This is a genomic window from Brevundimonas lutea, assembly GCF_003704105.1.
In the GTDB taxonomy this organism is placed as follows: Bacteria; Pseudomonadota; Alphaproteobacteria; order Caulobacterales; family Caulobacteraceae; genus Brevundimonas; species Brevundimonas lutea.
This window is the reverse complement of sequence record NZ_QUOQ01000002.1, coordinates 113,365-136,504: the sequence shown is the minus strand read 5'-3', so window position 1 is coordinate 136,504 and position 23,140 is coordinate 113,365. Positions and strand designations below refer to the sequence as shown.

Below are 23,140 nucleotides of genomic sequence, written 5' to 3'. Positions count from 1 at the left end.
GAGCCTTTAGGCAGCCTCGCTCTTGGAGACGCCAGCCTCGGCCAGCCATTCGACGATCTTGCCTTTGGGCAAGGCGCCGACCTTCATCGAGGCCATCTGCCCGTCCTTGAAAAGCATCAGGGTCGGGATTCCCTTCACGCCCAGACGCGAGGGGGTCATGGGGCTGTCGTCGATATTCAGCTTGGCGATGGTGACCTGCTCGCCCAGTTCGTCGGAGATCTGCTCCAGGGCCGGGCCGATCTGCTTACAGGGCCCGCACCACTCGGCCCAGAAATCGACCAGCACGGGGCGGTCGGCCTTGAGCACGTCGGTGTCGAAGCTGTCGTCGGTGATCTTCACGGTGGCCATGCGGCAAGTCCCCTGTCAGCGCCGGATGGCGCGAGTGTCCGAGCCCAGATGTGGGGCGATTCCGGATGGATTCAACGGGTGGCGAGAAGGGCGTCGTCCATCATCGCCGCCGGGACTTCCATCAGCTTCGGCCCGTCGGTCCAGACCAGGGCGGCCTCGACCGGGCGGTCGTGATAGAGGCGGGACAGCACGGCGCGATAGGCAGCGAGCTGCAGAACATAGGCCGGGGCGGCGTCTTCGATGCGGTCGGGGGCGGGGCGGTTAGTCTTGAAGTCGATCACCAGCACCCGGTCGGGCGTCACCACCAGCCGGTCGATGCGGCCGGAGATCGATACGCCGGGCGGCAGGGCCTCGGCCGCGCCGGCCAGAGCGACCTCGGCGCGCGAGCCCGGACCAAAGACGGCGGCGAAGCGGGCGTCATCCAGCACGGCCAGGGCTGCGGCGATCATCTCGGCGCGGGCGTCGTCGCCAAGGCCGGGCTCTCGCGCCAGCAGGCGTTCGGCAAGGGCCGCGCGGGCCTCGGCCGCCACCTCCGGCAGGGTCTGGAGCAGGCGGTGGATCAGGTCGCCGCGCCGGTAGCGATCCAGCCGCCCGTCGGCACCCCGCGCCAGGGGCGAGGGCGCGGCCATGCCCTCCGAGCCCAGCAGGCGTGACGGCGACAGATGGCGCGCGCCGGCCTCGCGAGGCGGCGGCTCGGCCAGCCAGGCGGGCAGAGCGTGGGTGTCGGAGGTCGCCTCGGCGGCATGGCCCAGCACCGGCGGGCGCTGGCCGTATTCGAGGATCACCCCGGCCTCAGTTTCGACCGAGCGGCCGTCCAGTCCGGTGATCGCCTCCTCCAGGGGACCGCGCCAGGCGACTCCGGTGTCGGTGCGGTTGGCCGCCAGCCGGCCACCGACGATCAGCCGGTCGCGGGCGCGGGTCAGGCCGACATAGAGCAGGCGGAGCGACTCCTCCTCCGAGCGGCGTTTCCTCGCCTCTCGCGCCACGGCCGAGGCAGCGCAGTCGCGGCTCTGGGAGGCGCACCACAGGAAGCCGCCTTCGTCGGTCGCCAGCAAAGCGTCGCCGCGGGGCTCCTGAAACAGGGTGTCAGGCAGGATGACGATGGGCGCCTCAAGCCCCTTGGAGGCGTGGGCGGTCATGACCCGGACCTCGCCGCGCGGCTGGTCCATCTCGCGTTTGACGGTCTGGTCCAGTTCGGCGAGGGCGGCGGTGAATCGCTCCAGATCGACCAGCCCGCGCCCTTCAGCCGCCTGGGCCTGATCGAGAAAGGCGTCCAGCGCATCGCCCGCCTCGGCGCCCAGCCGGGTCACGAACCGCTGACGAACGCTGAGGCCGGTCCCGTCGGTGCGGGCCAGTAGTCGGGCGTAGAGATCGAACGGCGCGGCCCGTCCGGCCTCTTCGGCGAAACCGCTGATCAGGGTGCGGGCGGCGGCCCATTCCGGACGCTCGCCGGCGCGGGCGACCAGCGCCGACCAAAGCGATCCCTTTCGCCCATGCGCCAGGTCGAACAGACCATTTTCGTCGATGTCGCAAAGCGGGCTGCGCAGCACCCCCGCCAGGGTCAGATCGTCGGCCGGATAGAGGGCGGCGCGGCCCAGAGCCAGCAGGTCCTCGAACACCGGATGTTCCGACAGGCGAAGGCGATCGGCGCCGGCCACGGGCACGCCCGCCTGCTTCAGGCCACGCAGCACCGCCTCGAACATGGCGCCGCGCTTCTTGACCAGCACCAGAACGTCGCCATAGCCGGCCGGCCGCCAGCGGCCCCGGTCGGTGCGGTCGCCGGCGTGGACGCCCTCGCCGGTCTCGACGACCCGCTTTACCGCCTCGACGATGCGCATGGCGGCGCGGCGATAGGCGCTGTCGGGCGAGGGGGCGTCGACAGGGGCGTCCCAGGCGTCGCGGTCCTCTTCCTTGGTCTCCTGCTCGACCGGCCAGACTTCGATCAGTCCGGGCAGGTCGCGCCGACCGGCCTCGTGGCGGATCACCGGATCGGCGGGATCGCCCGCCAGACCGCGGCCAGGGCTGAGAGCGGAAGCGCGCTCGGGCGTGGCGAAGACCCGGTCGACGAAAGCCAGAACCTCGGGGGTCGAACGCCAGGACTGGATCAGCTCCACAGCCTGAAAGCGCCCGCCGGCGCCGGTGATCAGCCGATCATAAGCCTGGCTCTCGGCCAGCAGCCGCTCGGGCGCCGCGCCTTGGAAGGAGAAGATCGACTGTTTCTCGTCGCCGACCACGAAGACGGTGCGGCCCCGCCGCTGTTCGGCCAGGTCGGCGCGGGCTCCGGCGCCGGCGAAGAATTCGGCGGTCAGGGCGCGGGCGATGTCCCACTGTTCGGGCGAGGTGTCCTGGGCCTCGTCGATCAGGATGTGGTCGATGCCGCCGTCAAGCTTGTACAGCACCCAGGCCGCGCCCGGCCCGTCGGTCAGCAGCCAGCGGGCGTGGGCGATCAGGTCGGAGAAATCCAGCGCCCCGCTCTCGGCCTTGGCCGCTTCATAGGCCCCGGCGTAGGCGTGGGCCAGCAGCATCGCGGCCAGGCTGTCCTCGGCGACGGCGACGGCCCGGAGCCTGTCGAGCACGCCGCCGATGCGCGCCTGTTCGTCCAGCAGCCAGTCGCACAGGTTGGCCTTCTTCGCCGCCGCGCTCTTGCCGCACCAGGTGGCCAGCGAGCCGGTCCCGGTGAAGAACAGCGAGGTCAGGACGGCGGGGTCGGGCGCCCCGCCACGCGCGGCAGCCTCGGCCAGCGCCAGCATCTGGGCGCCGCGCTTCTGGTCCCCGGCGGCGGAGGCGTCGGCCAACACGCGAGCCGCCTCGCGCCAGCGGGCCTCGTCCCAGTCGGGGGCGGCGAAGACCTCGGCCAGAATCTTGTCAGGGTCGGCGTCGAGATAGCGCTCGAAGCCGACGCTCTGGGCGATGCGGTCGGGCAGGGTCTGGATTCCGCCGTGGGCGTCCACGAAGGCCGCGATGGCGTCGCGTTTCGCCTCGAAGGTCAGGAACATGCCCTCGAAGCTCTTGAAATCCAGCTGACCGGCGAACCGCTCATAGGCGGCGGTGAGGCCGGGCGGATCGTTATCGAGCGAGGCCTCGGCGACCCGGTCGCGGGCGCGGGCGCGGATGGCGGCGGCCTGGACCTCATCGATGACGGTGAAGCGCGGCGAGACCCGGGCCTCGACCGGGAAGCGGCGCAGCAGCTGTTCGCAAAAGGCGTGGATGGTCTGGATCTTCAGCCCGCCGGGCGTCTCCAGGGCGCGGGCGAACAGGCGGCGGGCGCGAGACAGCCGCTCGGCGTCCATCGGCGCGTCATTGCCCTCCAGCTCGCGCAGTTCGCGGGCCAGTTCGGCGTCCTCGGCCACGGCCCAGGCGCCCAGCTTCTGATACAGCCGCCGCTGCATCTCGGCCGCCGCCGCCTTGGTGAAGGTCAGGCACAGGATGGCGGCGGGCGCCGAGCCGGCTAGCAGCAGCCGCGCCACCCGATCGACCAGGGTTTTCGTCTTGCCCGATCCCGCGTTGGCCATGACGAAGGCGTTCAGCGTCGGGTCGGCGGCGATGGTCTGGGGGTCGCGGGCGATTAGCGTCTCGGTCATTCCTCGCCTCCCTCCGCGGCGATCGACCATTCGCGCACGCGGGCCAGATGGTCGTAGTCGGACACTGATTTCTGGGCGAACTGGGGCGCGGTTCGCGAGCCATAGGCAGTGCGGTCGTCGGCGAAGCGTTCGACGCGGGCGATCAGCCCTTGGTACGCCCGCTCCGCCAGGGCCTCGGCGCCGTCGTCGCCGGAGACATCGGACACTGGGTCCTTCGCGCTGTCCCGGCCGCTGACCGCGACATAAATCAAGGCTTCGGGTGCGGGTGCTCCCAGACCCCCAAACGCGCCGCGCGCGGACATGGCGGCGGTAAGCGGCAGCTGGGCCGCGAAGCCCAGCCGGACCTGTTTCTTGGTCGGCGCCGCCCCAGTCTTGAAGTCGATGACGGTCAGGCGGGCGTCATGAAGCTCCAGTCGATCGGCCTTGGCCTCTAGGGTGAAGGTTCCTGCCAGGGTCGGGATGGGCAGCTCGGCCCGTTCTTCGACGAAGACGCGGCGGCCGGTTTCGCGGCGCTCGGTCTCGAACGCCACCATGAACCGCCCGGCGCCCTCGGCCAGGGGGCGTTCGCGGGCCAGGGCCGCGCGCGGCATGCCCTCGCGGGTCAGGGCGTCCATATAGAGGTCAGCGAAACGCCGGACGCCGTCGCGCGCGCCCTCGCTCTCCCACTGGCGGGCGAAGACCTCGATGGCGTGGTGGATGGCCGTGCCCCGGATGCGGGCGTCGACCCGCTCGTCCGGCCGCGACATCTGGCGCAGGTTCAGCACATAGCGGACATAGGTCGCATAGGGGTCGCGCACCCATTCCTCGACGCGCGTCACCGACATGGCCATGGGCCGGGCGGCGACGGGCGGGCGCGGCTGCGGACGCGGCGCGGGCCTGAGCGACGGCGGGGACGCGGCCGGGGCGGCGTCCAGCGTCCGGGCCCAGGCCTCGATCTCCGGGCGGCCGGGCAAAGTACGATCCGCGCCGCCGACCAGGATCTCCAGCCGCCACAGCCAGCGCGACTTGACCGAGGGCTGGCCGCCCCGACGTTCGGTATGGACCAGCACCACTTCCGGGGCGGCGGCGGCCTGGGCGAAGTCGTGGGCCGACAGGCCGATGCGGCGCTCGGGCGACGGCAGGTCGATGGCCGCGCGCATCGGGCGCGACAGGAAGGGGTCCAGCCCCGCCCCCGCCGGCCAGACGCCCTCCTCCAACCCGGCCAGGACCACGGTGTCGGCCCGCGCCAGCCGCGCCTCGATGGCCCCGAGAATTCGCAGGCGCGGATGGACGTCGCCGCCGGTGCGGACGACCTCGGCCGCCAGCATCCGGCCCAGCATTTCGGCATAGGTCGGGGCGTCGAGCGGGCCGCTGGCCGCGCCCTCGGCGATCAATTGAGCCAGCAGTCGGGCGACTGCCTCGCCGTCCGCGCCGCGCCAGGCCCGGCCGGGGCCGCCGCAGACGGCTTCCGCCGCCTCGACCAGACGCCGGGTCCAGTCCGCCGCATCGGCGGGTGCTCCGTCGAACAGGGGCGCGAGCTTCGGCTCGACATCGGCGGCGAGGGCTGCGGCGCGGTCCAGAGCCTCCAGCCTGTGCGGCGGGGGTTCGCGGCCGTCGTCGCGCGGCGCGCGGGCGGCTTCGAAGCGGGCCTTGAGCGCGTCCCAGTCGCCGGGACGCGGCCCGCGCAGGCCGTATCGCTCCAGATCCGAAAGGGCGGCGTCGGTCTCCTCAACTCGCACCGCCGGATGTTTCAGCACGGCCAGTAGCGCGACGCCCGACAAGCCGTCCGCCATCAGTTGCGTCAGGGCGCCGATCAAGGCCCCCGTGGCTGTCCGGGACAGGGGCTCGCCGGTCGAGCTGTCGGCCTGGAGGTCCCAGCGCGCCAGCCGCGCCTGAACCCGGCGGGCCAGGGCCTGATCGGGGGTTATCAGGGCGGCGGTGCGGCCAGGCGTTTCCAGCGCCTCGCGCAGCAGGGCGGCGATCAGCCCGGCGCTCTCCTCCTCGGTGCGGCCGGTGACGAGCCCGAGGCCCTGAAGCCCGGCCGCCAGAGGGTCGGCCGCGTCCCGGGTCATCTCGTCAATGGCGTGGCGCCAGTCAGCCGTGGCCTCGGGCGGCTTAAGCGCTTCGGCCAGCAGGCGACGACGGGCGCGGCCCCGAGCAGTGGCAGGGGGCTCCTCGGGCGCGGGCCAAGGCCGGACCTGATCGCGCGAGACCCCAAAGTCTTCGATTAGGGCCTTCATCGCCCCCTGCGGATGCTGGTCCTCGACCCTGGCCCAGGCGGTGTCGGCGAGGTCGAGGTCGAGGCCGGGCAAGACCACACAGCCCAGCGGCGCACGGGCGGCGGCGTCCAGCACGGCGGCGGCGGCCGGGACGGTGCCGGTTGAGCCGGCGGCGATCACCGGATGCGCGGGCGGCCGCTCGGTCCAGCTGTCCGCTAGCCGGCGCAACAGGGTGACGCGCCGCGCCGCCGGATCGATCAGACCCAGTTCACGCAACCGCTCGGGCCAAGTCTCAAGCGCGATGGCCAGGAGGGCGGCGGACTCGCGCCAGTGTTCGGCCAGGTCCGCCTCGATCAGGGCGCCGACGCGGGCGGGGTCCTTCACCTCCTCGATCTGACAGGAGTCGAGAAAACGTCCCAACGCCTCGGCCATCTCCAGCGACGCGAGGGCGCCTAGTGGTCGGTGGAAATGGGTGCGCACCAGCCCGGCCAGCTCGAACCGGCGGGCCAGGGCGCCGATGGCGGGCGGCAGGCCGGCCTCGATCTCGCCCGGCGCGAAGGGGGCCTCGTCCTCCTCCAGATCGCCCAGCGGCCGCACCTGCGGCAGCAGCACCGGACGGCCGTCCGACGCCACGCCGAGCGCCTCAGTGAAGGCTCGCGCGGCGCGACGATTGGGGAGCAGGACCACGGCGTCCGACAGGGTCTCGGGTCGATCCTCCCCCAGCCACGCGAGCACCCCGGCCGCCAGATCGCCCAGGAACGGCCGGTGCGCCGCGATGGAGAACCAGCGTGGGCCGGGGACGGCGAAGGGGTCGAAGCGGGTCATAAAGCGGCCCTATCGCTCGCCGCGCGGCGGCTCGCTGCTTGAGGGCGCCCAACAGTCACGCGCTGTTCCTCAATCTGGCCTCGGCCTCGTCCCGCGCCTGGGGGTCGCCGACGTGCATCCAGTCGCCGGACAGCACGCAGCCGTAGAGACGCCCCGCGTCGGCGGACCGTCGCCACAGGGGGCTGAGCGAAAAGGGGCCGTCCGGGCCGGGGTCGGCATAATCGGGCCGGGTGATGTGCACGCCCATATAGGCAAAGGGGGCGCTGGCGGCCTCGCCGCGGAAGGTCAGTTTTCCGTCGTCAGCCAGGAAGAAATCGCCGTCGCCTTCGAAGCCGATCGTGCCCTCGCGCCGGGCCAGCAGCAGGGCGGCGTCCATTCGCTCCGGATCCCACAGGCGGACCAGATCGCCGAGCGCATCCCCCCGGTCGATCCAGACGCTGTCGATATTGGCCACGAATACCGGGTCGTCGCCCAGAAGAGGCTGGGCCTTCTTGAGGCCGCCGCCGGTCTCGAGCAGTTCGGCGCGTTCGTCGGAAATGACGATCTCCGGCCCGCGCCCGCGTGCTTTCAGATGCCCCTCCAGCCGGTCGGCGAACCAGTGGGCATTGACCACGGCCCGCTCGACCCCCGCTTCGGCCAGCCGGTCCAGCACATGGTCGATCAGGGCGCGCCCGCCGACCTCGACCAAGGCCTTGGGACGGTCATCCGTCAGCGGGCGCATGCGCGTGCCCAGGCCGGCGGCGAGGACCATGGCGGTCTTGGGTCCGGTCATGCCCGCGTCTCCTCAGGAACATAGCGCTCGAACCAGGCGCGGACCTCGGCCAACGCCGGATCGGTCAGGTTCGCCGTCAGATGCGCCCACATGCGGGGAAGGAACTGGCGATAGCGCGGCTTTCCGTCGCGGATGATCAGGCGCGCGAAGATGCCGAGGATGCGGGCCTCGTTCAGGGCCGCGAGCGCACGATACTCCGACAGGAAGGCGGCGCGGTCCACCTCGGGCCGGGCGGCCAGATAATGGTCCAGCGCCAGGCGTTCCAGGCTGTCGGGCACGTCGCGGCGGGCGTCCTGCAGCAGATGGATCAGGTCCCAGGCGGGGTGGGCGCGCACGGCATCCTGAAAGTCGATCATCCCAACGCGGGCGGCCCCGTCACGCTCCGGCAGCCAGATGAGGTTTTCCGCGTGAAAGTCGCGGTGGGCCACGACCGTGGCCCCCTCGGCGCCGCGCGCGATGATCGGCGCCCAGGCTCGGTCCCAAGCGGCGAAGGCCTCGGCGTCCAGAGCGATGCTCGGCTCCAGCTTCGGCCACCACTCGACGAACAGGTCGGCGCCGCCCTTCAGCGCCGTTTCGTCATAGGCCAGCAGAGGCCAGTCGCCGCCGGGGCCGGTCAGGAGCTCGGGCGGCGCCGCGGCGTGCAGCGCGATCAGGACGTCGACGGCGGCGAGATAAAGGTCGGGCTCGCGCTCCGGCTCGGCCTCCAACACCCGGGCGAACAGGGCGTCGCCGAAATCCTCCAGAACCGCCAGGCCGCGCGAGGCGTCCAGCGCCACGATCTCCGGCGCCGAAAGGCCCAGGCGGCGCAGATGATCGGCGACGGCCGCAAAGGCCTCGATCCGTCCGGCCGACAGGCGGGCTGTGGCGTTCCAGCCCTCGGCGCGGCGCCGCTCGGGCGACCAGGCGGGATCGCACGGGGGGCTCTCGGCTGCGGGGGCCTGGTCCATCAGCATCAGCGAGCGGCCGTCCTCGGCGGTCAGCCGTTCGTAGCGGCGGGTCGAGGCGTCGCCGGGCAGGGGATCGCGCCGCGCCCGGCTCAAGCCTGCGCGTTCCAGAAACTCGACGCGTTCCGCCTCGCGTTCGTTCATCGCCATCCCGCCATCCGCAATCGATCCTGCCAATCGCCCGCGACAGAAACGGTCGCAAGGCGGCCGTCGCCTTTTTCCGCCAGGATGATTTCGAGCCGGTTCTCGCCCAACGCCCCGTCCAGCAACGGCCCCAGGCGTTCCGCCCATTCGACCAGCACCGCGCCGCGATCCAGGGCATCCTCCAGCCCGATCTCCCAGGCCTCCTCGGGCCGGGTCAGGCGATAGAGGTCGAAATGGGCGACTGGCGGATCGCTCTCATAGAACTGCACCAGGGTGAAGGTCGGCGAGGGCACGTCCTCGTCGGGCGTGGTCAGCGCCCGGATCAGCCCACGCGCCAGGGTCGACTTGCCCATTCCCAACGGCCCCGACAGCAACACCGCGTCCCCGGCCCGCAGCAGCGGCGCCAGTCGGGCGCCCAACGCCGTTGTCGCGGCCTCGTCCGCCAGGTCGATCCTCATGCGGCCGCTCCGGGATCGAAGGCGGCGTCGGGATCGTCCGACAGCACCCGCTCGACATGGTGCTTCAGCGCCCGCGTGGTGCGAGGGGCGTCCGGGTCCAGCGCCTCGGGCGCGATGGGCTTGCCGACGATCAGGTCGAACCGGCCGCCCGTCTTGTTGAGCATCTCGTGAAACAGGGTGATGTCCCTCAGTTCCGGCGAGACCCGGTCGAACAGGTGGAAAAGCCGCGACCGGGGCCCGGACAGGTGGATCGGCACGATCGGCGCACGGTGCTTGCGCGCCAGGGAGGCGGCGGTCGGGGCCCAGGGCGGATCGACCAGCCGACCCTCGCGGCTGCGCGCCAGTCGACCGGCGGGGAACATCACCACCACGCGCTCGGCCTCGAAGGCGGCGCGGGCGGCGTCCAGGGTGGCGCGGGTCTTGTCGCGGGTGCGCTTGGCCTCCACCCACTCCACCGGGATGATCACCTCGCCCAGCCGCGGCGACACCCTCAGGGCATCGGCGTTGGCGAAGAAGACGGCGTCGGAGCGCACCGTCCTGACCGCGTCGGCCACGGCGATGCCGTCGGCGATGCCGGTCGGGTGGTTGACGACGATCAGACAGCGACCCGTCGCCGGCAGCCGCTCCAGGCCCGTGGCGCGAACGTCCAGCGACAGCAGGGTCGAGACGTGGTCCAGAGCCTCCAGCCCCGAACGGACGGCAACCGCATCGGCCATGCGCCGCGCCTTGCCATAGCCGAGCAGGGCATGGAGGCCGGGGCTGACCAGTGGCCAGAACGGCGAGGCGGTCAGCCGCGGTGCCCGTTCGGCGATCAGCACATCGACGATGTGGGCCGGGCCCCGCGCCGACGGCGCCGAGGCCGCCGCCGGAGTGAGCGCAAGGACCATGCCTGAGGATATCCCGCGCGTCGCGCGCGGGGGCAAGGGCGAGGTTGGCCGCGACCTCCAGATCGCGTTGACCGTCCCGGACCTTTCCGCTATAGGCCCCCGCTCTTTACAGGTTTCCGCGCCGTGGACGGGCGTCCGCGGCGTTTCCGTTTGATAGGTTCTGATCGATGGCCAACAACCCCGGCGCCAAAAAAGCGATCCGCAAGATCGCCGCCCGGACTGAAGTGAACAAGGCGCGCCGCACCCGCGTGCGCACCTATCTGCGTCGTTTTCAGGAGGCTGTCGCCGGCGGCGATGCCGGCGCCGCCAAGGCCGCCTTCATCGAGGCGCAGTCCGAACTGATGCGCGCTGTCTCCAAGGGCGTTGTCCACAAAAACACGGGTTCGCGAAAGGTCTCGCGTCTGGCCGCCCAACTGAAGAAGCTGTCGGCCGCCTGATCGGTCCGCCCGCTGACTTAATGGCGGAAAATATAGCGTTTACAACGGCGAAGCGGCGACAGCTGCTTCGCCGTTTCGCTGTCCGGCGCTAAGCCGAACGCCGGGTCCGGAGAAAATTTCGCTCAGTCCACTGTGGCCGAATAGTGTTTTCCCTAGGCGTTGTCTGGGCTTGCGCGAGTCAAGATTTTTATCCTCCCGAATCACATCGAATCGCCGTTGACGGACCCCGCTCGAAAAGTAACTTTGGGGGTCTGACGCACCTCCGCGGCGGCGCCCGAGCGCCTGATACGGAGACGGCGGGAAAGCGAGCTTTCCGCCGGCGCAGCAGTCTGATCTCCAGGGCGACCCCGCCCGCCGGACACCCTGTCCGGCGGACAGGAGAAGTCGTCCCTGAACCCGACAGGCTGGGGATGGTGGTGACTTCGAAGGATCGAGAGAGAGCATGGCGGGGAGCATGGGGGCGGCGGCTGCTGCGATGACAGATCCAGACCGCATCTGGTCCGAGGCGGCCCAGCGCCTGCGCGTTGAGATCGGCGAGGGAGCCTTTTCTTCCTACATCGCGCCGTCGGCGGTGCGTTGCGACACCACCGGCCAGCTGATCCTGGTGACCCCTACCGCCTATGCGCGCGACTGGGTGCGCAAGAATGCGCTGCGCCGCATCAATGAGCTGTGGCTGGCCTATGACCGGTCCTCGCGCCGCCTGGATGTGCGCTGCCGCGCCGAGATCGGGTCGGCGCCGCCGGTCGGTCTGGGCGGCCGCGCGGCGCCGCCCGCCACGACGGATGGCGTTCGCGCGCCGACCGTGGCCCAGCCCTCGGCCGACAGCCCGCGCGCGGTGCGCGCCGCCGGTTTGCAGGAGCGACTGACCTTCGACACCTTCGTGGAGGGAACCGGAAACGCCTTCGCCCTGGCCATCGCTCGTCAGACCGCCGCCTGGGCGGAGGGCCATTTCAATCCGATCTTCCTGTGCGGGCCCTATGGTTACGGCAAGACCCACCTGCTGAACGCCATCGCCTGGGAGGCCCAGCGTCTGAAGCCGGACGCCAAGGTGGTCTATCTGACCTCCGAACGCTTCCTGACCACCTTCGTGCGCGCCGTTCAGGACCGCCAGACCGCCGCCTTCAAGGACGGGTTGCGCTCGGCCGACATGCTGCTGCTGGACGATGTCCAGATGCTCGCCGGCAAGACCCAGACCCAGGAAGAGTTGCTGGCCACCCTCACCGCCCTGATGGAGGACGGCAAGAAGGTGGTGCTGGCCGCCGACCGCGCGCCCCTGGCGCTGACGGACATCGAACAGCGCCTCCGCTCGCATCTGTCGTCGGGCCTGACCTGCCCGGTCGAGCCCGCCGATCGCGATCTGCGGCTGCAACTGGCCGCGCGCCGGCTGAAGTCCCTGGCCGAGATCGGCCTGGTCGAGGGCGAGGCGCGTCCGGAGGTGCTGGAGCATCTGGTCGAGCGCACCCCGGGCACGATGCGCGAGCTTGAAGGGGCTATCAACACGTTGGCGGCCGCCGCCGGTCGCCGGCTGGCAGGACTGAGCCTGGAGGAGGCGCAAGGCCTGCTGGGCGCGGCGCTGCGCTCCGGACCCGAGCGCCGAATCACGGTGGATGAAATCCAGAAGGTCACGGCCGACCACTTCGGTCTGAAACAGGCTGATCTGCTCAGCGAACGCCGCACCCGCACCATCGCCCGCCCTCGTCAGATCGCCATGTATCTGTGCAAGCAAAACACCACGCGCTCCTATCCGGACATTGGCCGCCGCTTTGGCGGGCGCGACCACACTACCGTGTTGCACGGAGTGCGCCGGATCGAAGAGATGCTGACGACCGACGACCAGATCGCCCGCGACGTTGAGGCGCTGACGCGGAAGTTGAGGGGTTAGGGCCGGTGGGTCGGATTCCCTAGCCTCAAGCCCCTTCCCTCGCCAGCCCAAGCCGCTAATGTCCGAGCCACTTGAAGACGCGGCCTTTCGGCGCCGCCAGACGTCCGGGGCGTGAACCTATGCAACTGACCATCGAACGCTCGGCCCTGATCAAGGCCCTGGGCCACGTGCAGAGCGTGGTGGAGCGTCGCAACACCATCCCGATCCTGTCCAACGTCCTGCTGTCCGCGGGGCGGGACAAGCTGGCCTTCGCCGCCACCGATCTGGACATGGAGATGGTCGACGAGGCCGAGGCCATGGTGAATGTCGAGGGACAGATCACCGCCCCAGCCCACACCCTGTATGAAATCGTGCGGAAACTGCCGGACGGGGCCGAGGTTTCGCTGAGCTATTCCGGGGATGATCCGCGCCTTGTGGTGTCGGCCGGGCGCTCGCGGTTCAATCTGCCGGTCCTGCCGGCGGGCGACTTCCCGGTAATGTCGTCCGAGGCCGGCGGCGCGCGCTATACGCTGGCGCGCGAGGAGCTGGCCCGGCTGATCGACAAGACCCGCTTCGCCGTCTCGACCGAGGAGACGCGCTATTATCTGAACGGGCTCTATCTGCACACCGTGGCCGAGGGCGGCGTTCCGCTGCTGCGCGCCGTCGCCACCGACGGCCACCGCCTGGCCCTGGCCGAGACCCCGGCGCCGGAAGGCGCGGCGGGCGGGCCGGGCGTCATCGTGCCCCGGAAGACCGTGGACCAGGTGCGGCGTTTGCTGGACGCCGGTCAGGGCGAGGTGTCGGTGCAGGTCTCGGCCCAGAAGATCCGTTTCGAACTGGGCGAGGCCAGCCTGACCTCCAAGGTCATCGACGGCGCCTTTCCCGACTATCTGCGCGTCATCCCGCGCGGCAACGACAAGACCGCCGACATCGACAACAGCCTGTTCGCCCAGGCCGTCGACCGGGTGGCCACCATCTCGGCCGAGAAGAGCCGCTCGGTGAAACTGGCCTTCGACACCGACCGGGTGAAGCTGACGGTGCGCAATATGGAGGCGGGCCAGGCCGAGGAGGAGGTCGAGATCGGCTATTCCGACGAGCCGTTCGAGATCGGCTTCAACGCCCGCTACCTGATGGACGTCGCCGGCCAGATCACCGGCGAGAACGCCAGCTTCAAATTCGCCGACCCGGCCAGCCCGACCCTGGTGCTCGATCCTGGCGATCCGGGCGTGCAGTATGTGTTGATGCCGCTGAGGGTGTGAAACCGACAATAATCCGGGCGGTGCCTGCTTGGGCGTCGGCAGCGACAGTCGTCATCGCGCTCACGTTTGTCGGGATGCTGGCTGACTTTCTTATCGGCGCTTGGCCGGAGTTAACCTGGCTTCGCAAGTCCATCACCTTCGGGAGTGCAGCAGCCATTGCGGTGGCTGCAACATTGGCTGCGGGCGAGTTGCTGAGGCCCACCCGACTGGTCATCGATGATCTGGGCGTCCGCACTGTCGGTCTCTGGCGCACGATGAATATACCTTGGCGAGACATCGAGCGGTTTGTGCTGTTGGATCAACGGCAAGGCTGGGGCGTCAATTGGCATGTCGGGTACGTACTGACGGATGAAGCTCGAGCAAATCGCCGTGACACATGGCGTCGCTGGGCCGCCCTGAATGTGTGCGATGGCGTTCTCGCCTCGTCTCCGTGCCGGCCTCGTGCCCGTTTGCATAAGTTGCTCGAACTCCGACTTCGACGAGCTTCCGAACGTCAACATGAAACCAATGGGTCGGTCCGCACTCTCTAGAGGAGGTGACGGCGGCGGCTCAGGCCGCTAGAGCATCCGGCCCATGACCGACCTCGCCCAGCTCGAACTCGATCTCATCCAGGCCATCGGCCAGACCGCGACCACCACGGAGGTCGAGGCCCTGCGCGTGCAGGCGTTGGGCAAGACCGGGACCATCTCCGGCCTGTTGAAGGGCATGGGAGCGATGAGCCCCGAGGAGCGGCGCGAGAAGGGGCCGATGATCAACGGCCTACGCGACCGGGTCGGGGCGGCGCTGGCCGCCAAGAAGGCCGAGCTGGAGGCCGCCGAGCTGGACGCACGGCTGCTGGCCGAGCGCATCGACCTGACCCTGCCCGCGCCGCCGCGCCGCCGGGGATCGGTGCATCCGACCATGCAGGTGATGGACGAGATGATCGCCCTGTTCGCCGAGATGGGCTTTGCGGTCGCGGAAGGCCCGGACATCGAGGACGATTTCCACAATTTCACCGCCCTGAACTTTCCGCCCAAGCATCCGGCGCGGGAGATGCACGACACCTTCTTCCTGAAGCCCGATCCGGAGACGGGCGAGCGCAAGGTGCTGAGAACCCACACCTCGCCGGTGCAGATCCGAGCCATGCGGGCGGGCGAAAAGGCGCCGGCGCCGTGGATCGCCTCGGGCCAGGAGCCGCCGATCCGCATCATCGCGCCGGGCCGGACTTTCCGGAAGGATTCGGACGCCACCCACACCCCGATGTTCCACCAGATCGAGGGTCTGGTGATCGATCGCGACATCCACATGGGCCACTTGAAGGGGACGCTGGAGGCGTTTGTCGCCCGCTTCTTCGAGATGGATCAGGTCGACGCCCGGTTCCGCCCTCACCACTTCCCCTTCACCGAGCCCTCGGCCGAGATGGACATCCGTTGTGACCGGTCCGGCGGGCGGCTGCGCCTGAACGAGGGCGAGGACTGGATGGAGATCCTGGGCTGCGGGATGGTGCATCCCAAGGTGCTGATCGCCTGCGGCCTGGATCCCGACGAATGGCAGGGCTTCGCCTTCGGCATGGGGGTGGATCGCCTGGCCATGCTGAAATACGGCATCCCGGACCTGCGCCCCATGTTCGACGCCGACACCCGCTGGCTGGCCCATTACGGGTTCTCCGCCTTCGCCGCGCCCAACCTGGCCACCGGCCTGAGCTGATCGAGTAATGCCATGACCGACAAGACCCTCGACGTGATGTCCGAAACCTACGGGCGCGCGCTCGTCGCCGAAACCGCCTACGAGAAGCGCGCGATCTGGCTGCCGCTGCTGGCCGTTCACACGCTCAACGCCGGCGAACCGGTTATCAAGGGCAAGACCTTCACCGACTGCGTCATCGAGGGCCCCGCGCTCGTGGCCGTGTTGCAGGGCACCACGTTCGAAGGCTGCGACATGGGTGCGTCGAGCGACGCCAAATCGCTGCTGTTCACTCCGCACGGGCCGCGCTTGGTCGGCGCCATAGGACTGCAGGACTGCAAGTTTGTGCGCTGCCGGTTCCGCCAGATTGCCTATACCGGGTCGCCAGCCTTCATCGAAGGAATGAGCACGGAGATCACCGGGCGCGGAGGCGCGGGACGATGAGTTATGTTCCGATCAACCGACCTGTCCAGGTGGCGGCCAATCTCAACGCGACGAGCTTCGAGGACGCAGACATCAACCTGTTCGAATTGTTCGTCACGGTGATGGGCGGCACCAAGCCCGGGCGGATCGAAGGCCGGACCTTCCGGCGCTGCCGCCTGCAGGGTCCGGCGATCCTGCTGCTGGCGGGCGGCGTGGAGCTGGAAAGCTGCAACCTGGGCGACAGCGGCGGCGACATCCGCAATCTGTTGCTCCAACCCTTGGGCGACTTCTCCTTGGGCACCATTCCGATGCGCAATTGTCGTTTCGACAACTGCGAATTCTTCAATGTCGGCTTCACTGGGTCGCAGGCCGTGCTCGACATGCTCGCCGGCGTTTCCCCTGGAGCGCGGGCGTGAAGTTCACCCTCGACTGGCTGAAAGACCACCTCGACACCGAGGCCGACGTCGAGACGGTGGCGCGCGCCATGACCATGGCCGGGCTGGAGGTCGAGGACGTCATCGATCCGGTGGCGAAACTCGCGCCCTTCACCGTGGCGCGGATCGTCTCGGCCGAACAGCATCCCAACGCCGACCGACTGCGGGTGTGCCAGGTGGAGACCGTCGACGGCATGAAGGAGATCGTCTGCGGTGCGCCCAATGCGCGGGCGGGACTGGTCACCATCTATGCGCCGATCGGGGCCTATGTGCCGGGCCTGGGCGTGACCCTGGTCGAGAAGCCGGTGCGCGGCGTGGTGTCGAACGGCATGCTGTGCTCGGCGTCGGAACTGGAGCTGTCGGATGAGTCCGACGGCATTCTGGACCTGCCGGGCGACCTGACGGTGGGCCGGCCGGCGGCGGGCGTGTTCGGCGCCCAGCCGGTGATCGATTTCGAGGTGACGCCGAACCGGCCGGACTGGCTGGGCGTCGCCGGCATCGCCCGCGATCTGGCGGCGGCGGGTCTGGGGACGCTGAAGACGCCAGCGATCGAGGCCGTGCCGGGGGCCTTCCCCTCGCCTCTCTCGATCCGCATCGAGCGGCCGGACCTGTGCGCCGTCTTCGCGGGACGGCTGATCCGGGGCGTGCGCAACGGGCCGTCGCCGCAGTGGCTGCAGGACCGGCTGCGGGCCATCGGCCTGAGGCCCATCAGCGCCCTGGTGGATATCACCAATCTGGTCTCCTACGACCGCGCCCGGCCGCTGCACGTCTATGATGCCTCGAAGCTGGTAGGCGGCGAGCTCGTCGCGAGGGGCGGACAGAGCGCGCGCGACAGCGGCGAGCCTGAACATCTGATCGCGCTGGACGGCAAGACCTATGCGCCCGGCCCCAACGCCTGCGTCATCGCCGACGCGGCGGGCGAGCGGCCGATCGGCCTGGGCGGCGTCATGGGCGGGGAGTCCACCGGCTGCGACGAGGCCACGGTCGATGTCTTCGTCGAGAGCGCCTGGTTCGATCCCCTGGCCACGGCTCAGACCGGACGTGATCTCGGCATCATCTCGGACGCCCAGTACCGGTTCGCCCGCGGCGTCGATCCGGCCTCGGTGGTTCCTGGACTGGAGCTGGCGACGGCGCTGATCCTGGAGCTGTGCGGCGGGGAACCGTCGGAGATGGTTGTGGCCGGCGAAGCGCCCGCATCGCCGGCGTCCTTCGCCTTCGATCCCGCCCGGGTCGAGCGGCTGACCGGGCTGGAGGTCGGGGACGAGCAGATTGCCGATATCCTGACCGCCCTGGGCTTTCAGATCGCGCGCGGCGACCACTGGATCGTCACCCCGCCCAGCTGGCGACGCGATGTCGAGGGGCCTGCCGACCTGGTCGAAGAGGTCGCCCGCATCGTCGGCTATGACGCCCTGCCGTCCACGCCCCTGCCCGAAACGCAGCGCGCACCATCCGGCGTGCTTTCGCCGCGGCAGGCGCGGATGCGGACGGCGCGCCGGGCGCTGGCGGCTCTGGGCTGGCGCGAGGCCGTGACCTGGTCCTTTACCTCGCGGAAGATCGCCCAGCTGTTCGGCGGCGGAGACGAGCGGCTGGTGCTGGACAATCCGATCGCCTCCGACCTGGACTGCATGCGGCCCTCGGCCCTCCCCAACCTGATCCAGGCGGCGGCCAGGAACGCCGCGCGGGGCCATGCCGACGCGGCCCTGTTCGAGATCGGCCCGGTCTATGCCGGCGACCGACCGCAGGACCAGACCACCACGATCACCGGCGTGCTTGCGCCCCACGCGCCACGCGCCTGGACCGGAGCGCCGGTTGATCCTCTGTTCGCGCTGAAGGCCGATCTGTTGGCGCTGCTGGAAGAGCTGGGGGCGCCCGTCGCGTCGCTGCAGCTGGTCCAGGGGCAGAACCCCGGCTGGTGGCATCCTGGGCGCTCGGCCCGGCTGCAACTGGGGCCCAAGGCCGTCGTCGCCCAGTTCGGCGCGTTGCACCCCGGCGTGCTGAAGGCGCTGGACGCCGACGGGCCGATGCTGGCGTTCGAGATCGTGCTGGACACCCTGCCGCAACCGCGTGCGGCCAAGAGCGGATCAAAGGCACGGCCGGCCGCCGAGCTGTCCGCGCTGATGCCCCTGACCCGCGACTTCGCCTTCGTCGCGCCCGAGGATCTGGTCGCCGGCGATCTGATGCGCGCAGTGCAGGGCGCGGATAAGGCCCTGATCTCCGAGGCGCGTCTGTTCGACCTGTATCGCGGCAAGGGAGTGGACGACGGCATGAAGTCGCTGGCGGTCGAGGTGGTGATCCAGCCGCGCGAGGCCACCCTGACCGAGGCCGAGATCGAGGCGCTGTCGACCAAGATCGTCGCGGCGGCGGACAAGCTGGGCGCGCGGCTTCGCAGCTGAGGTTACGGGGCCATTAACCTTGTGGCCGCACATCAGCCGTAAAAGCGGGTGACCGTCGCCGGACGAACGCCCGCGCGCGACGGGCGAAATCAGTCTTTCGGAGCCCGCATCATGCACCGCCGCACCCTCATCACCACGGGCCTCGCCGCCGCCGGCCTTTCGGCCTGCGCCACCAACCGGCCGCCGAACGATCCGAACTATCCGGTGCCGTCGGACCGCAACGCCCAGGCCTATTCCTTCGAGGAGCTGACCGCCGCCGGATCGCGCGAGCTGGGCATCGCGGCCGAGGCCGTGGGCGGCGCCATCGAGCGCATCTTCGCCGATCAGGGTGACCGCCCGACCGCCTATATCGCGGGCGAAGAGGGCGCCGGCGCCGCCGCCGTGGGCCTGCGCTATGGCCGCGGCGCGCTGCACATGAAGGACCTGTCGGCGTCGCAGGAGGTGTTCTGGCAGGGCATTTCGATCGGTTGGGACATCGGGGGCAACGCGAGCCGGGTCTTCACTCTGGTCTACGGCCTGTATCACCCGGACATGATCTATCGCCGCTACCCCGGCGTGGAGGGCACCGCCTATGTGGTCGCCGGTCTGGGCGTGAATTATCAGCAGGCGGACGGAATCGTGCTCGCCCCCGTGCGAACCGGCGTCGGCCTGCGCCTCGGCGCCAACGTCGGCACCATGGCCTATAGCCGCCAGCGAAATCTTTTGCCTTTCTAGGGATCGCTAACGCCGCAAACGCGGTTCTCGGCTGCTTGAGCGAGGTTGGGCGTCTCGCTGGCCGGCAGGCGCGCTCTTGGCTAGCAGCCCCCTCATCCGTCTCGCTACGCGAGCCACCCTCTCCCCCGAGGGAAGAAGGATAATCGGTCGCTCAGGTAGCGAGCCGCCGCGCGGCGAGCGATAGCGACCCTCTAGATATGAATGGCGTGGCCCAGCGCCCTGAGGCTGGCCTCGTGGAAGGCTTCGCCGAGGGTGGGGTGGACGTGGATGGTGCCGGCCACATCCTCCAGCACCGCACCCATCTCCAGCATCTGGGCGAAGCTGTTCGACAGCTCCGAGACGTGCTGGCCGACGGCCTGGATGCCTAGGAGACGGTGGTCGGACTTCGACGCGATCACCCGCACGAAGCCGCCGTCGTCGCCCGCCTCGATGGCCAGGGCGCGGCCGATGGCCATCAGGGGGAAGACCGACTGGATCACGTCATCGCGGCCCTCGACGTCCTGCGGGCCAAGACCGGCGGAGACGATCTCGGGCTCGGTGAAACAGACGGCGGCGATGGTGACGGGGTCGAAACGCTTGTCGTGACCGGCGATGATCTCGGCCACGACCTCGCCCTGGGCCGAGCCCTTGTGGGCCAGCATGGGTTCGCCGGTCAGGTCGCCGACAGCCCAGACGTTCCGCATGCTGGTGGCGCAGCGGTCGTCGATCTTCACGAACGGCCCGGCCATTGCCACGCCCATGTTCTCGAGGCCCCAGCCCTGGGTGCGGGGCTTGCGGCCGACGGTGACCAGCACCTTGTCGGCGGGAAGCGTGATCGCCTGTCCGTCCTTGTCGGTGACGTTGAGCTTGCCCTTGTCGAAGCCGCCCGCCTTGGCGCCCAGCATCAGGGTGACGCCGTGCTTCTCCATCCATTTGGCGACCGGATCGGTCAGAGCCTTGTCATAGAGCGGCAGGATGCGGTCGGCCATTTCGACCACGGTGACCTCGGCGCCCAGCTTGCGATAGGCGATGCCCAGCTCCAGCCCGATATAGCCGCCGCCTACGACGACGAGCTTGCCGGGCACCTTGTCCAGCGACAGGGCCTCGGTCGAGGAGATGACGTCGCCGCCGAACTTGAGGAACGGCAGTTCCACGGGATCTGAGCCGGTGGCCAGGATGACGTATTCGGCGGTGATGGTGATGTCGCCGTCGGCCGTTTTGACCGTGCAGGTCTTGGCGTCGGAGAAGGTGGCCCACCCCTTGATCACCTTGACCTTGGCCTTCTTGAGCAGGGCCGCGACGCCGCCGTTCAGCTTCTTGACGATGCCGTCCTTCCACGCCGTGGTCTGGGCCATGTCGATGGCGGGCTTGGACGCCGTGATGCCCAGGGTGCCGCCGTCCGCCGCCTTGGCCACGGTCTCGAACTTGTTGGCCGCGTGGATGATCGCCTTGGACGGAATGCAGCCGACGTTCAGGCAGGTGCCGCCCAGGCCATCGCCGCCGTCCACCAGCACGGTGTCGAGGCCCAGCTGGCCGCAGCGGATGCCCGCGACATAGCCGCCGGTGCCGGCGCCGATGATGAGGACTTTGGTTTTGAGCGTTTGTGTCATTGCTTACCTGCCGAGCGCATCTGAGCGACGAAACCGGCAGCTACCAGCGCGCCGATCCTTCTCAATTCATTTTCGTGAAGCTGAACGGTCCATTTCACCGCATCCACTTCCCCGCCTAATTCGAAGCCAACGAGGTATTTCCCCTCGTTAACCGGCTTGCTCGAACGTAAGCCCGCATGCGCTGAAGCATTTCTTAGGTCGTCCAGCGCGTCGAAAACGTTCTTCTGGTCGAGAGGGGACGGCAGCGACCAAGGGGCGTCACTAGCAGGGAGCTCTTTCCATCGCTTCTTCAGGTCGGCTCCTAGATGCTCTTCTGACTTCTTCACCCGCTGGATCACCCAAGCGAGGATCGTGGTGAAGTAGGCCAGCGCTTCGGTTGTCGAGAAAGGCCGCCCCGGTGTTTGGCGAAGCATCTCCGCCAGCCGTTCAACCACCTCAAACTCGAGGGCCTTCTGCTCGATCTGGCCCATTCGCTCACCCCATCCACAACGTCGCGGGATGCTCCAGAAGCCCCTTGATCCGCTGGACGAAGACCGCCGCGTCGTGGCCGTCGACGATGCGGTGGTCGAAGCTGGAGGAGAGGTTCATCATCTTTCGCACGACCATCTGGCCGTCCTTCACCACGACCCGCTCCTGGATCTTGTTGGGGCCGACGATGGCGACCTCGGGGTGGTTGATGATGGGGGTGTGGGTGATCCCGCCCAGCGTGCCCAGCGAGGTGATGGTGATGGTCGAGCCGCTAAGCTCCTCGCGCTTGGCCGAGCCGTCCTTGGCGGCGCCCGAGACGCGGGCGATCTCCAGGGCGGTGTCGTAGGGATCACGCGCCTCCGCGTTACGGACCACCGGCACCATCAGACCGTTCGGCGTCTGGGCGGCGATCCCGAGGTGGACGGCGTTGTGCGTCGTCAGGACGCCGGCCTCGTCGTCATAGTGGCTGTTGATCGTCGGCTGGTCGCGCAGGGCGACGACGATGGCGCGGGCGATGAAGGGCAGGACGTTGAGCTTGGGCTTGCCCGTCTTCTTCGCCTCGGCGTTGAGGTGAGCGCGAAGCTCCTCCAGCGCCGTGACGTCGATCTCCTCGACATAGGTGATGTGCGGGATGCGGCGCACGCTCTCGGCCATCTTCTCCGCGATCTTGCGGCGCAGGCCGATGATGCGGGTCTCGGTGGCGCCTTCGGCCTTGGCGAAGGTGGACCCGGTCGATCCTCCGTGACCGGACGATCCCCTGCCGCCCCCGGACACATAGGCGTCCAGGTCGCCGTGCTCGATGCGGCCGGCGGGGCCGGATCCTGGGACGAACTGCAGCTCCACACCCAGGTCGCGCGCGCGCTGACGCACGGCGGGCGAGGCGAGCGGGCGCTGGCCGCGTTCGGAAAGCTTGGCTTCCGAGCCCTTCCCCCTGGAGGGGGGAAGGGTTGGGTTGGGGGTGGAGGCGGTGGATCTGGCCTCGACCTTCGACGCGGCGGCCGCCGAGGGTGCGGACGGATTTCCACCCCCATCCCCGGCCCTTCCCCCCTCCAGGGGGAAGGGGGCAGGTTGGACATTCCCCTTGCCCTCAACCTTGAAGCTGACCAGCGGGCCGCCGACGGCGAGCTGCTGGCCGGCCTCTCCGTGCAGGGCGACGACAGTTCCGGTGACGGGCGAGGTAATCTCCACCGTCGCCTTGTCGGTCATGACCTCGGCCAGGATCTGGTCTTCCTCGACCGCGTCGCCGACCTTGACGTGCCAGCCGACCAGTTCGGCCTCGGCCGTGCCCTCGCCGACGTCGGGCAGTTTGAAGACATGGTTGGCCGATCCTGAGCCCTCCCCCTGCGCCAACGGGGAGGGTTGGGTGGGGGTGGAGGCGGTGGCTGCCGGTTCGGCGCCAAACGCGTCCGACTCAGAGTTCGCGGACGGGCTTCCACCCCCATCCCCGGCCCTTCCCCCCTCCAGGGGGAAGGGAGTTTCGGCGGCCGCGGCATTGCCGGCGCCCTCGACCTCGAACTCGACCAGGGGGCCGCGGACGGCCAGCATCTCGCCGGGTTCGCCGTGCAGTTTCGACACCGTGCCGGAAACCGGGGCGGTGATCTCGACCGTGGCCTTGTCGGTCATGACGTCGGCGACGATCTGGTCCTCCTCGACCGCGTCGCCGACCTTGACGTGCCAGCCGACCAGCTCGGCCTCGGCCGTGCCCTCGCCCACGTCAGGCAGTTTGAAGACATAGCGACCCAT

The 23,140-nt window shown here is 69.5% G+C and carries 18 protein-coding genes; 8 read left to right on the top strand and 10 right to left on the bottom strand.

The features are described from left to right. Positions 1–6 precede the first annotated feature (6 nt). The 7 genes from trxA to EES48_RS00695 all read right to left on the bottom strand — a co-directional run bounded on the left by trxA (position 7) and on the right by EES48_RS00695 (position 10,157). On the bottom strand, positions 7–348 hold the full coding sequence (gene trxA, locus EES48_RS00725) for a thioredoxin TrxA (RefSeq protein WP_122464468.1): 342 nt from the start codon (positions 346–348) through the stop codon (positions 7–9). 71 nt (positions 349–419) lie between these two features. Then, complete coding sequence (gene addA / locus EES48_RS00720) at positions 420–3,929, bottom strand: double-strand break repair helicase AddA (protein WP_122464467.1); 3,510 nt, start codon at positions 3,927–3,929, stop codon at positions 420–422. Beyond that, the gene (gene addB, locus EES48_RS00715) at positions 3,926–6,952 is read right to left on the bottom strand and encodes a double-strand break repair protein AddB (RefSeq protein ID WP_122464466.1); all 3,027 of its coding nucleotides are present in this window, start codon (positions 6,950–6,952) and stop codon (positions 3,926–3,928) included. Before addB ends, addA begins: the two co-directional genes overlap by 4 nt. A 55-nt stretch (positions 6,953–7,007) precedes the next feature. Continuing rightward, positions 7,008–7,724, bottom strand: a complete 717-nt coding sequence (gene murU, locus EES48_RS00710) for an N-acetylmuramate alpha-1-phosphate uridylyltransferase MurU (protein ID WP_162997943.1) — start codon at positions 7,722–7,724, stop codon at positions 7,008–7,010. After that, positions 7,721–8,812, bottom strand: coding sequence for an N-acetylmuramate/N-acetylglucosamine kinase AmgK (gene amgK, locus EES48_RS00705; protein WP_122465071.1), 1,092 nt, complete (start codon positions 8,810–8,812; stop codon positions 7,721–7,723). Before amgK ends, murU begins: the two co-directional genes overlap by 4 nt. Then, on the bottom strand, positions 8,809–9,270 hold the full coding sequence (gene tsaE, locus EES48_RS00700; protein ID WP_122464465.1) for a tRNA (adenosine(37)-N6)-threonylcarbamoyltransferase complex ATPase subunit type 1 TsaE: 462 nt from the start codon (positions 9,268–9,270) through the stop codon (positions 8,809–8,811). The genes amgK and tsaE overlap by 4 nt, the downstream gene beginning before the upstream one ends. Beyond that, positions 9,267–10,157 carry a 1-acyl-sn-glycerol-3-phosphate acyltransferase gene (locus tag EES48_RS00695; RefSeq protein ID WP_122464464.1) on the bottom strand — a complete coding sequence of 297 codons (891 nt, stop codon included), beginning with the start codon at positions 10,155–10,157 and terminating at the stop codon, positions 9,267–9,269. Before EES48_RS00695 ends, tsaE begins: the two co-directional genes overlap by 4 nt. A 167-nt stretch (positions 10,158–10,324) precedes the next feature. Between EES48_RS00695 and rpsT the strand changes: the two genes are divergently transcribed. The 8 genes from rpsT to EES48_RS00655 all read left to right on the top strand — a co-directional run bounded on the left by rpsT (position 10,325) and on the right by EES48_RS00655 (position 19,340). Further along, positions 10,325–10,594 (top strand): 30S ribosomal protein S20, encoded by a 270-nt coding sequence (gene rpsT / locus EES48_RS00690; protein WP_122464463.1) that lies wholly within the window; start codon positions 10,325–10,327, stop codon positions 10,592–10,594. A 442-nt stretch (positions 10,595–11,036) separates the two neighbouring features. Continuing rightward, complete coding sequence (gene dnaA, locus EES48_RS00685) at positions 11,037–12,476, top strand: chromosomal replication initiator protein DnaA (RefSeq protein WP_122464462.1); 1,440 nt, start codon at positions 11,037–11,039, stop codon at positions 12,474–12,476. A 119-nt stretch (positions 12,477–12,595) separates the two neighbouring features. Then, positions 12,596–13,714, top strand: coding sequence for a DNA polymerase III subunit beta (dnaN, locus tag EES48_RS00680; RefSeq protein ID WP_122464461.1), 1,119 nt, complete (start codon positions 12,596–12,598; stop codon positions 13,712–13,714). A 573-nt stretch (positions 13,715–14,287) separates the two neighbouring features. Further along, positions 14,288–15,400, top strand: coding sequence for a phenylalanine--tRNA ligase subunit alpha (gene pheS / locus EES48_RS00675; RefSeq protein WP_122464460.1), 1,113 nt, complete (start codon positions 14,288–14,290; stop codon positions 15,398–15,400). A 12-nt stretch (positions 15,401–15,412) separates the two neighbouring features. Then, positions 15,413–15,820, top strand: a complete 408-nt coding sequence (locus EES48_RS00670; RefSeq protein ID WP_122464459.1) for a hypothetical protein — start codon at positions 15,413–15,415, stop codon at positions 15,818–15,820. Next, positions 15,817–16,215: a hypothetical protein gene (locus EES48_RS00665; RefSeq protein WP_122464458.1), complete on the top strand. Its 399-nt coding sequence runs from the start codon at positions 15,817–15,819 to the stop codon at positions 16,213–16,215. Before EES48_RS00670 ends, EES48_RS00665 begins: the two co-directional genes overlap by 4 nt. Then, complete coding sequence (pheT, locus tag EES48_RS00660; protein WP_122464457.1) at positions 16,212–18,626, top strand: phenylalanine--tRNA ligase subunit beta; 2,415 nt, start codon at positions 16,212–16,214, stop codon at positions 18,624–18,626. The genes EES48_RS00665 and pheT overlap by 4 nt, the downstream gene beginning before the upstream one ends. Before the next feature lie 111 nt (positions 18,627–18,737). Next, the gene (locus tag EES48_RS00655; protein ID WP_122464456.1) at positions 18,738–19,340 is read left to right on the top strand and encodes an EipA family protein; all 603 of its coding nucleotides are present in this window, start codon (positions 18,738–18,740) and stop codon (positions 19,338–19,340) included. A gap of 191 nt (positions 19,341–19,531) precedes the next feature. Here the strand turns inward: EES48_RS00655 and lpdA are convergent, their stop codons facing one another. The 3 genes from lpdA to EES48_RS00640 are packed head-to-tail and all read right to left on the bottom strand — an operon-like array spanning position 19,532 to position 23,140. Next, positions 19,532–20,929, bottom strand: coding sequence for a dihydrolipoyl dehydrogenase (gene lpdA / locus EES48_RS00650; protein WP_122464455.1), 1,398 nt, complete (start codon positions 20,927–20,929; stop codon positions 19,532–19,534). Beyond that, positions 20,926–21,399: a hypothetical protein gene (locus EES48_RS00645; protein WP_122464454.1), complete on the bottom strand. Its 474-nt coding sequence runs from the start codon at positions 21,397–21,399 to the stop codon at positions 20,926–20,928. The genes lpdA and EES48_RS00645 overlap by 4 nt, the downstream gene beginning before the upstream one ends. A 4-nt stretch (positions 21,400–21,403) precedes the next feature. Beyond that, the gene (locus EES48_RS00640; protein ID WP_122464453.1) at positions 21,404–23,140 is read right to left on the bottom strand and encodes a 2-oxo acid dehydrogenase subunit E2; all 1,737 of its coding nucleotides are present in this window, start codon (positions 23,138–23,140) and stop codon (positions 21,404–21,406) included.

Coding starts and splice junctions, on each gene's coding strand:
- EES48_RS00665 (WP_122464458.1), top strand. CDS start 15,817: ATGAGTTATGTTCCGATCAACCGACCTGTCCAGGTGGCGGCCAATCTC.
- murU (WP_162997943.1), bottom strand. CDS start 7,724: ATGACCGGACCCAAGACCGCCATGGTCCTCGCCGCCGGCCTGGGCACG.
- pheS (WP_122464460.1), top strand. CDS start 14,288: ATGACCGACCTCGCCCAGCTCGAACTCGATCTCATCCAGGCCATCGGC.
- EES48_RS00645 (WP_122464454.1), bottom strand. CDS start 21,399: ATGGGCCAGATCGAGCAGAAGGCCCTCGAGTTTGAGGTGGTTGAACGG.
- trxA (WP_122464468.1), bottom strand. CDS start 348: ATGGCCACCGTGAAGATCACCGACGACAGCTTCGACACCGACGTGCTC.
- EES48_RS00695 (WP_122464464.1), bottom strand. CDS start 10,157: ATGGTCCTTGCGCTCACTCCGGCGGCGGCCTCGGCGCCGTCGGCGCGG.
- addB (WP_122464466.1), bottom strand. CDS start 6,952: ATGACCCGCTTCGACCCCTTCGCCGTCCCCGGCCCACGCTGGTTCTCC.
- EES48_RS00640 (WP_122464453.1), bottom strand. CDS start 23,140: ATGGGTCGCTATGTCTTCAAACTGCCTGACGTGGGCGAGGGCACGGCC.
- addA (WP_122464467.1), bottom strand. CDS start 3,929: ATGACCGAGACGCTAATCGCCCGCGACCCCCAGACCATCGCCGCCGAC.
- rpsT (WP_122464463.1), top strand. CDS start 10,325: ATGGCCAACAACCCCGGCGCCAAAAAAGCGATCCGCAAGATCGCCGCC.
- amgK (WP_122465071.1), bottom strand. CDS start 8,812: ATGAACGAACGCGAGGCGGAACGCGTCGAGTTTCTGGAACGCGCAGGC.
- EES48_RS00655 (WP_122464456.1), top strand. CDS start 18,738: ATGCACCGCCGCACCCTCATCACCACGGGCCTCGCCGCCGCCGGCCTT.
- tsaE (WP_122464465.1), bottom strand. CDS start 9,270: ATGAGGATCGACCTGGCGGACGAGGCCGCGACAACGGCGTTGGGCGCC.
- dnaA (WP_122464462.1), top strand. CDS start 11,037: ATGGCGGGGAGCATGGGGGCGGCGGCTGCTGCGATGACAGATCCAGAC.
- lpdA (WP_122464455.1), bottom strand. CDS start 20,929: ATGACACAAACGCTCAAAACCAAAGTCCTCATCATCGGCGCCGGCACC.
- EES48_RS00670 (WP_122464459.1), top strand. CDS start 15,413: ATGACCGACAAGACCCTCGACGTGATGTCCGAAACCTACGGGCGCGCG.
- dnaN (WP_122464461.1), top strand. CDS start 12,596: ATGCAACTGACCATCGAACGCTCGGCCCTGATCAAGGCCCTGGGCCAC.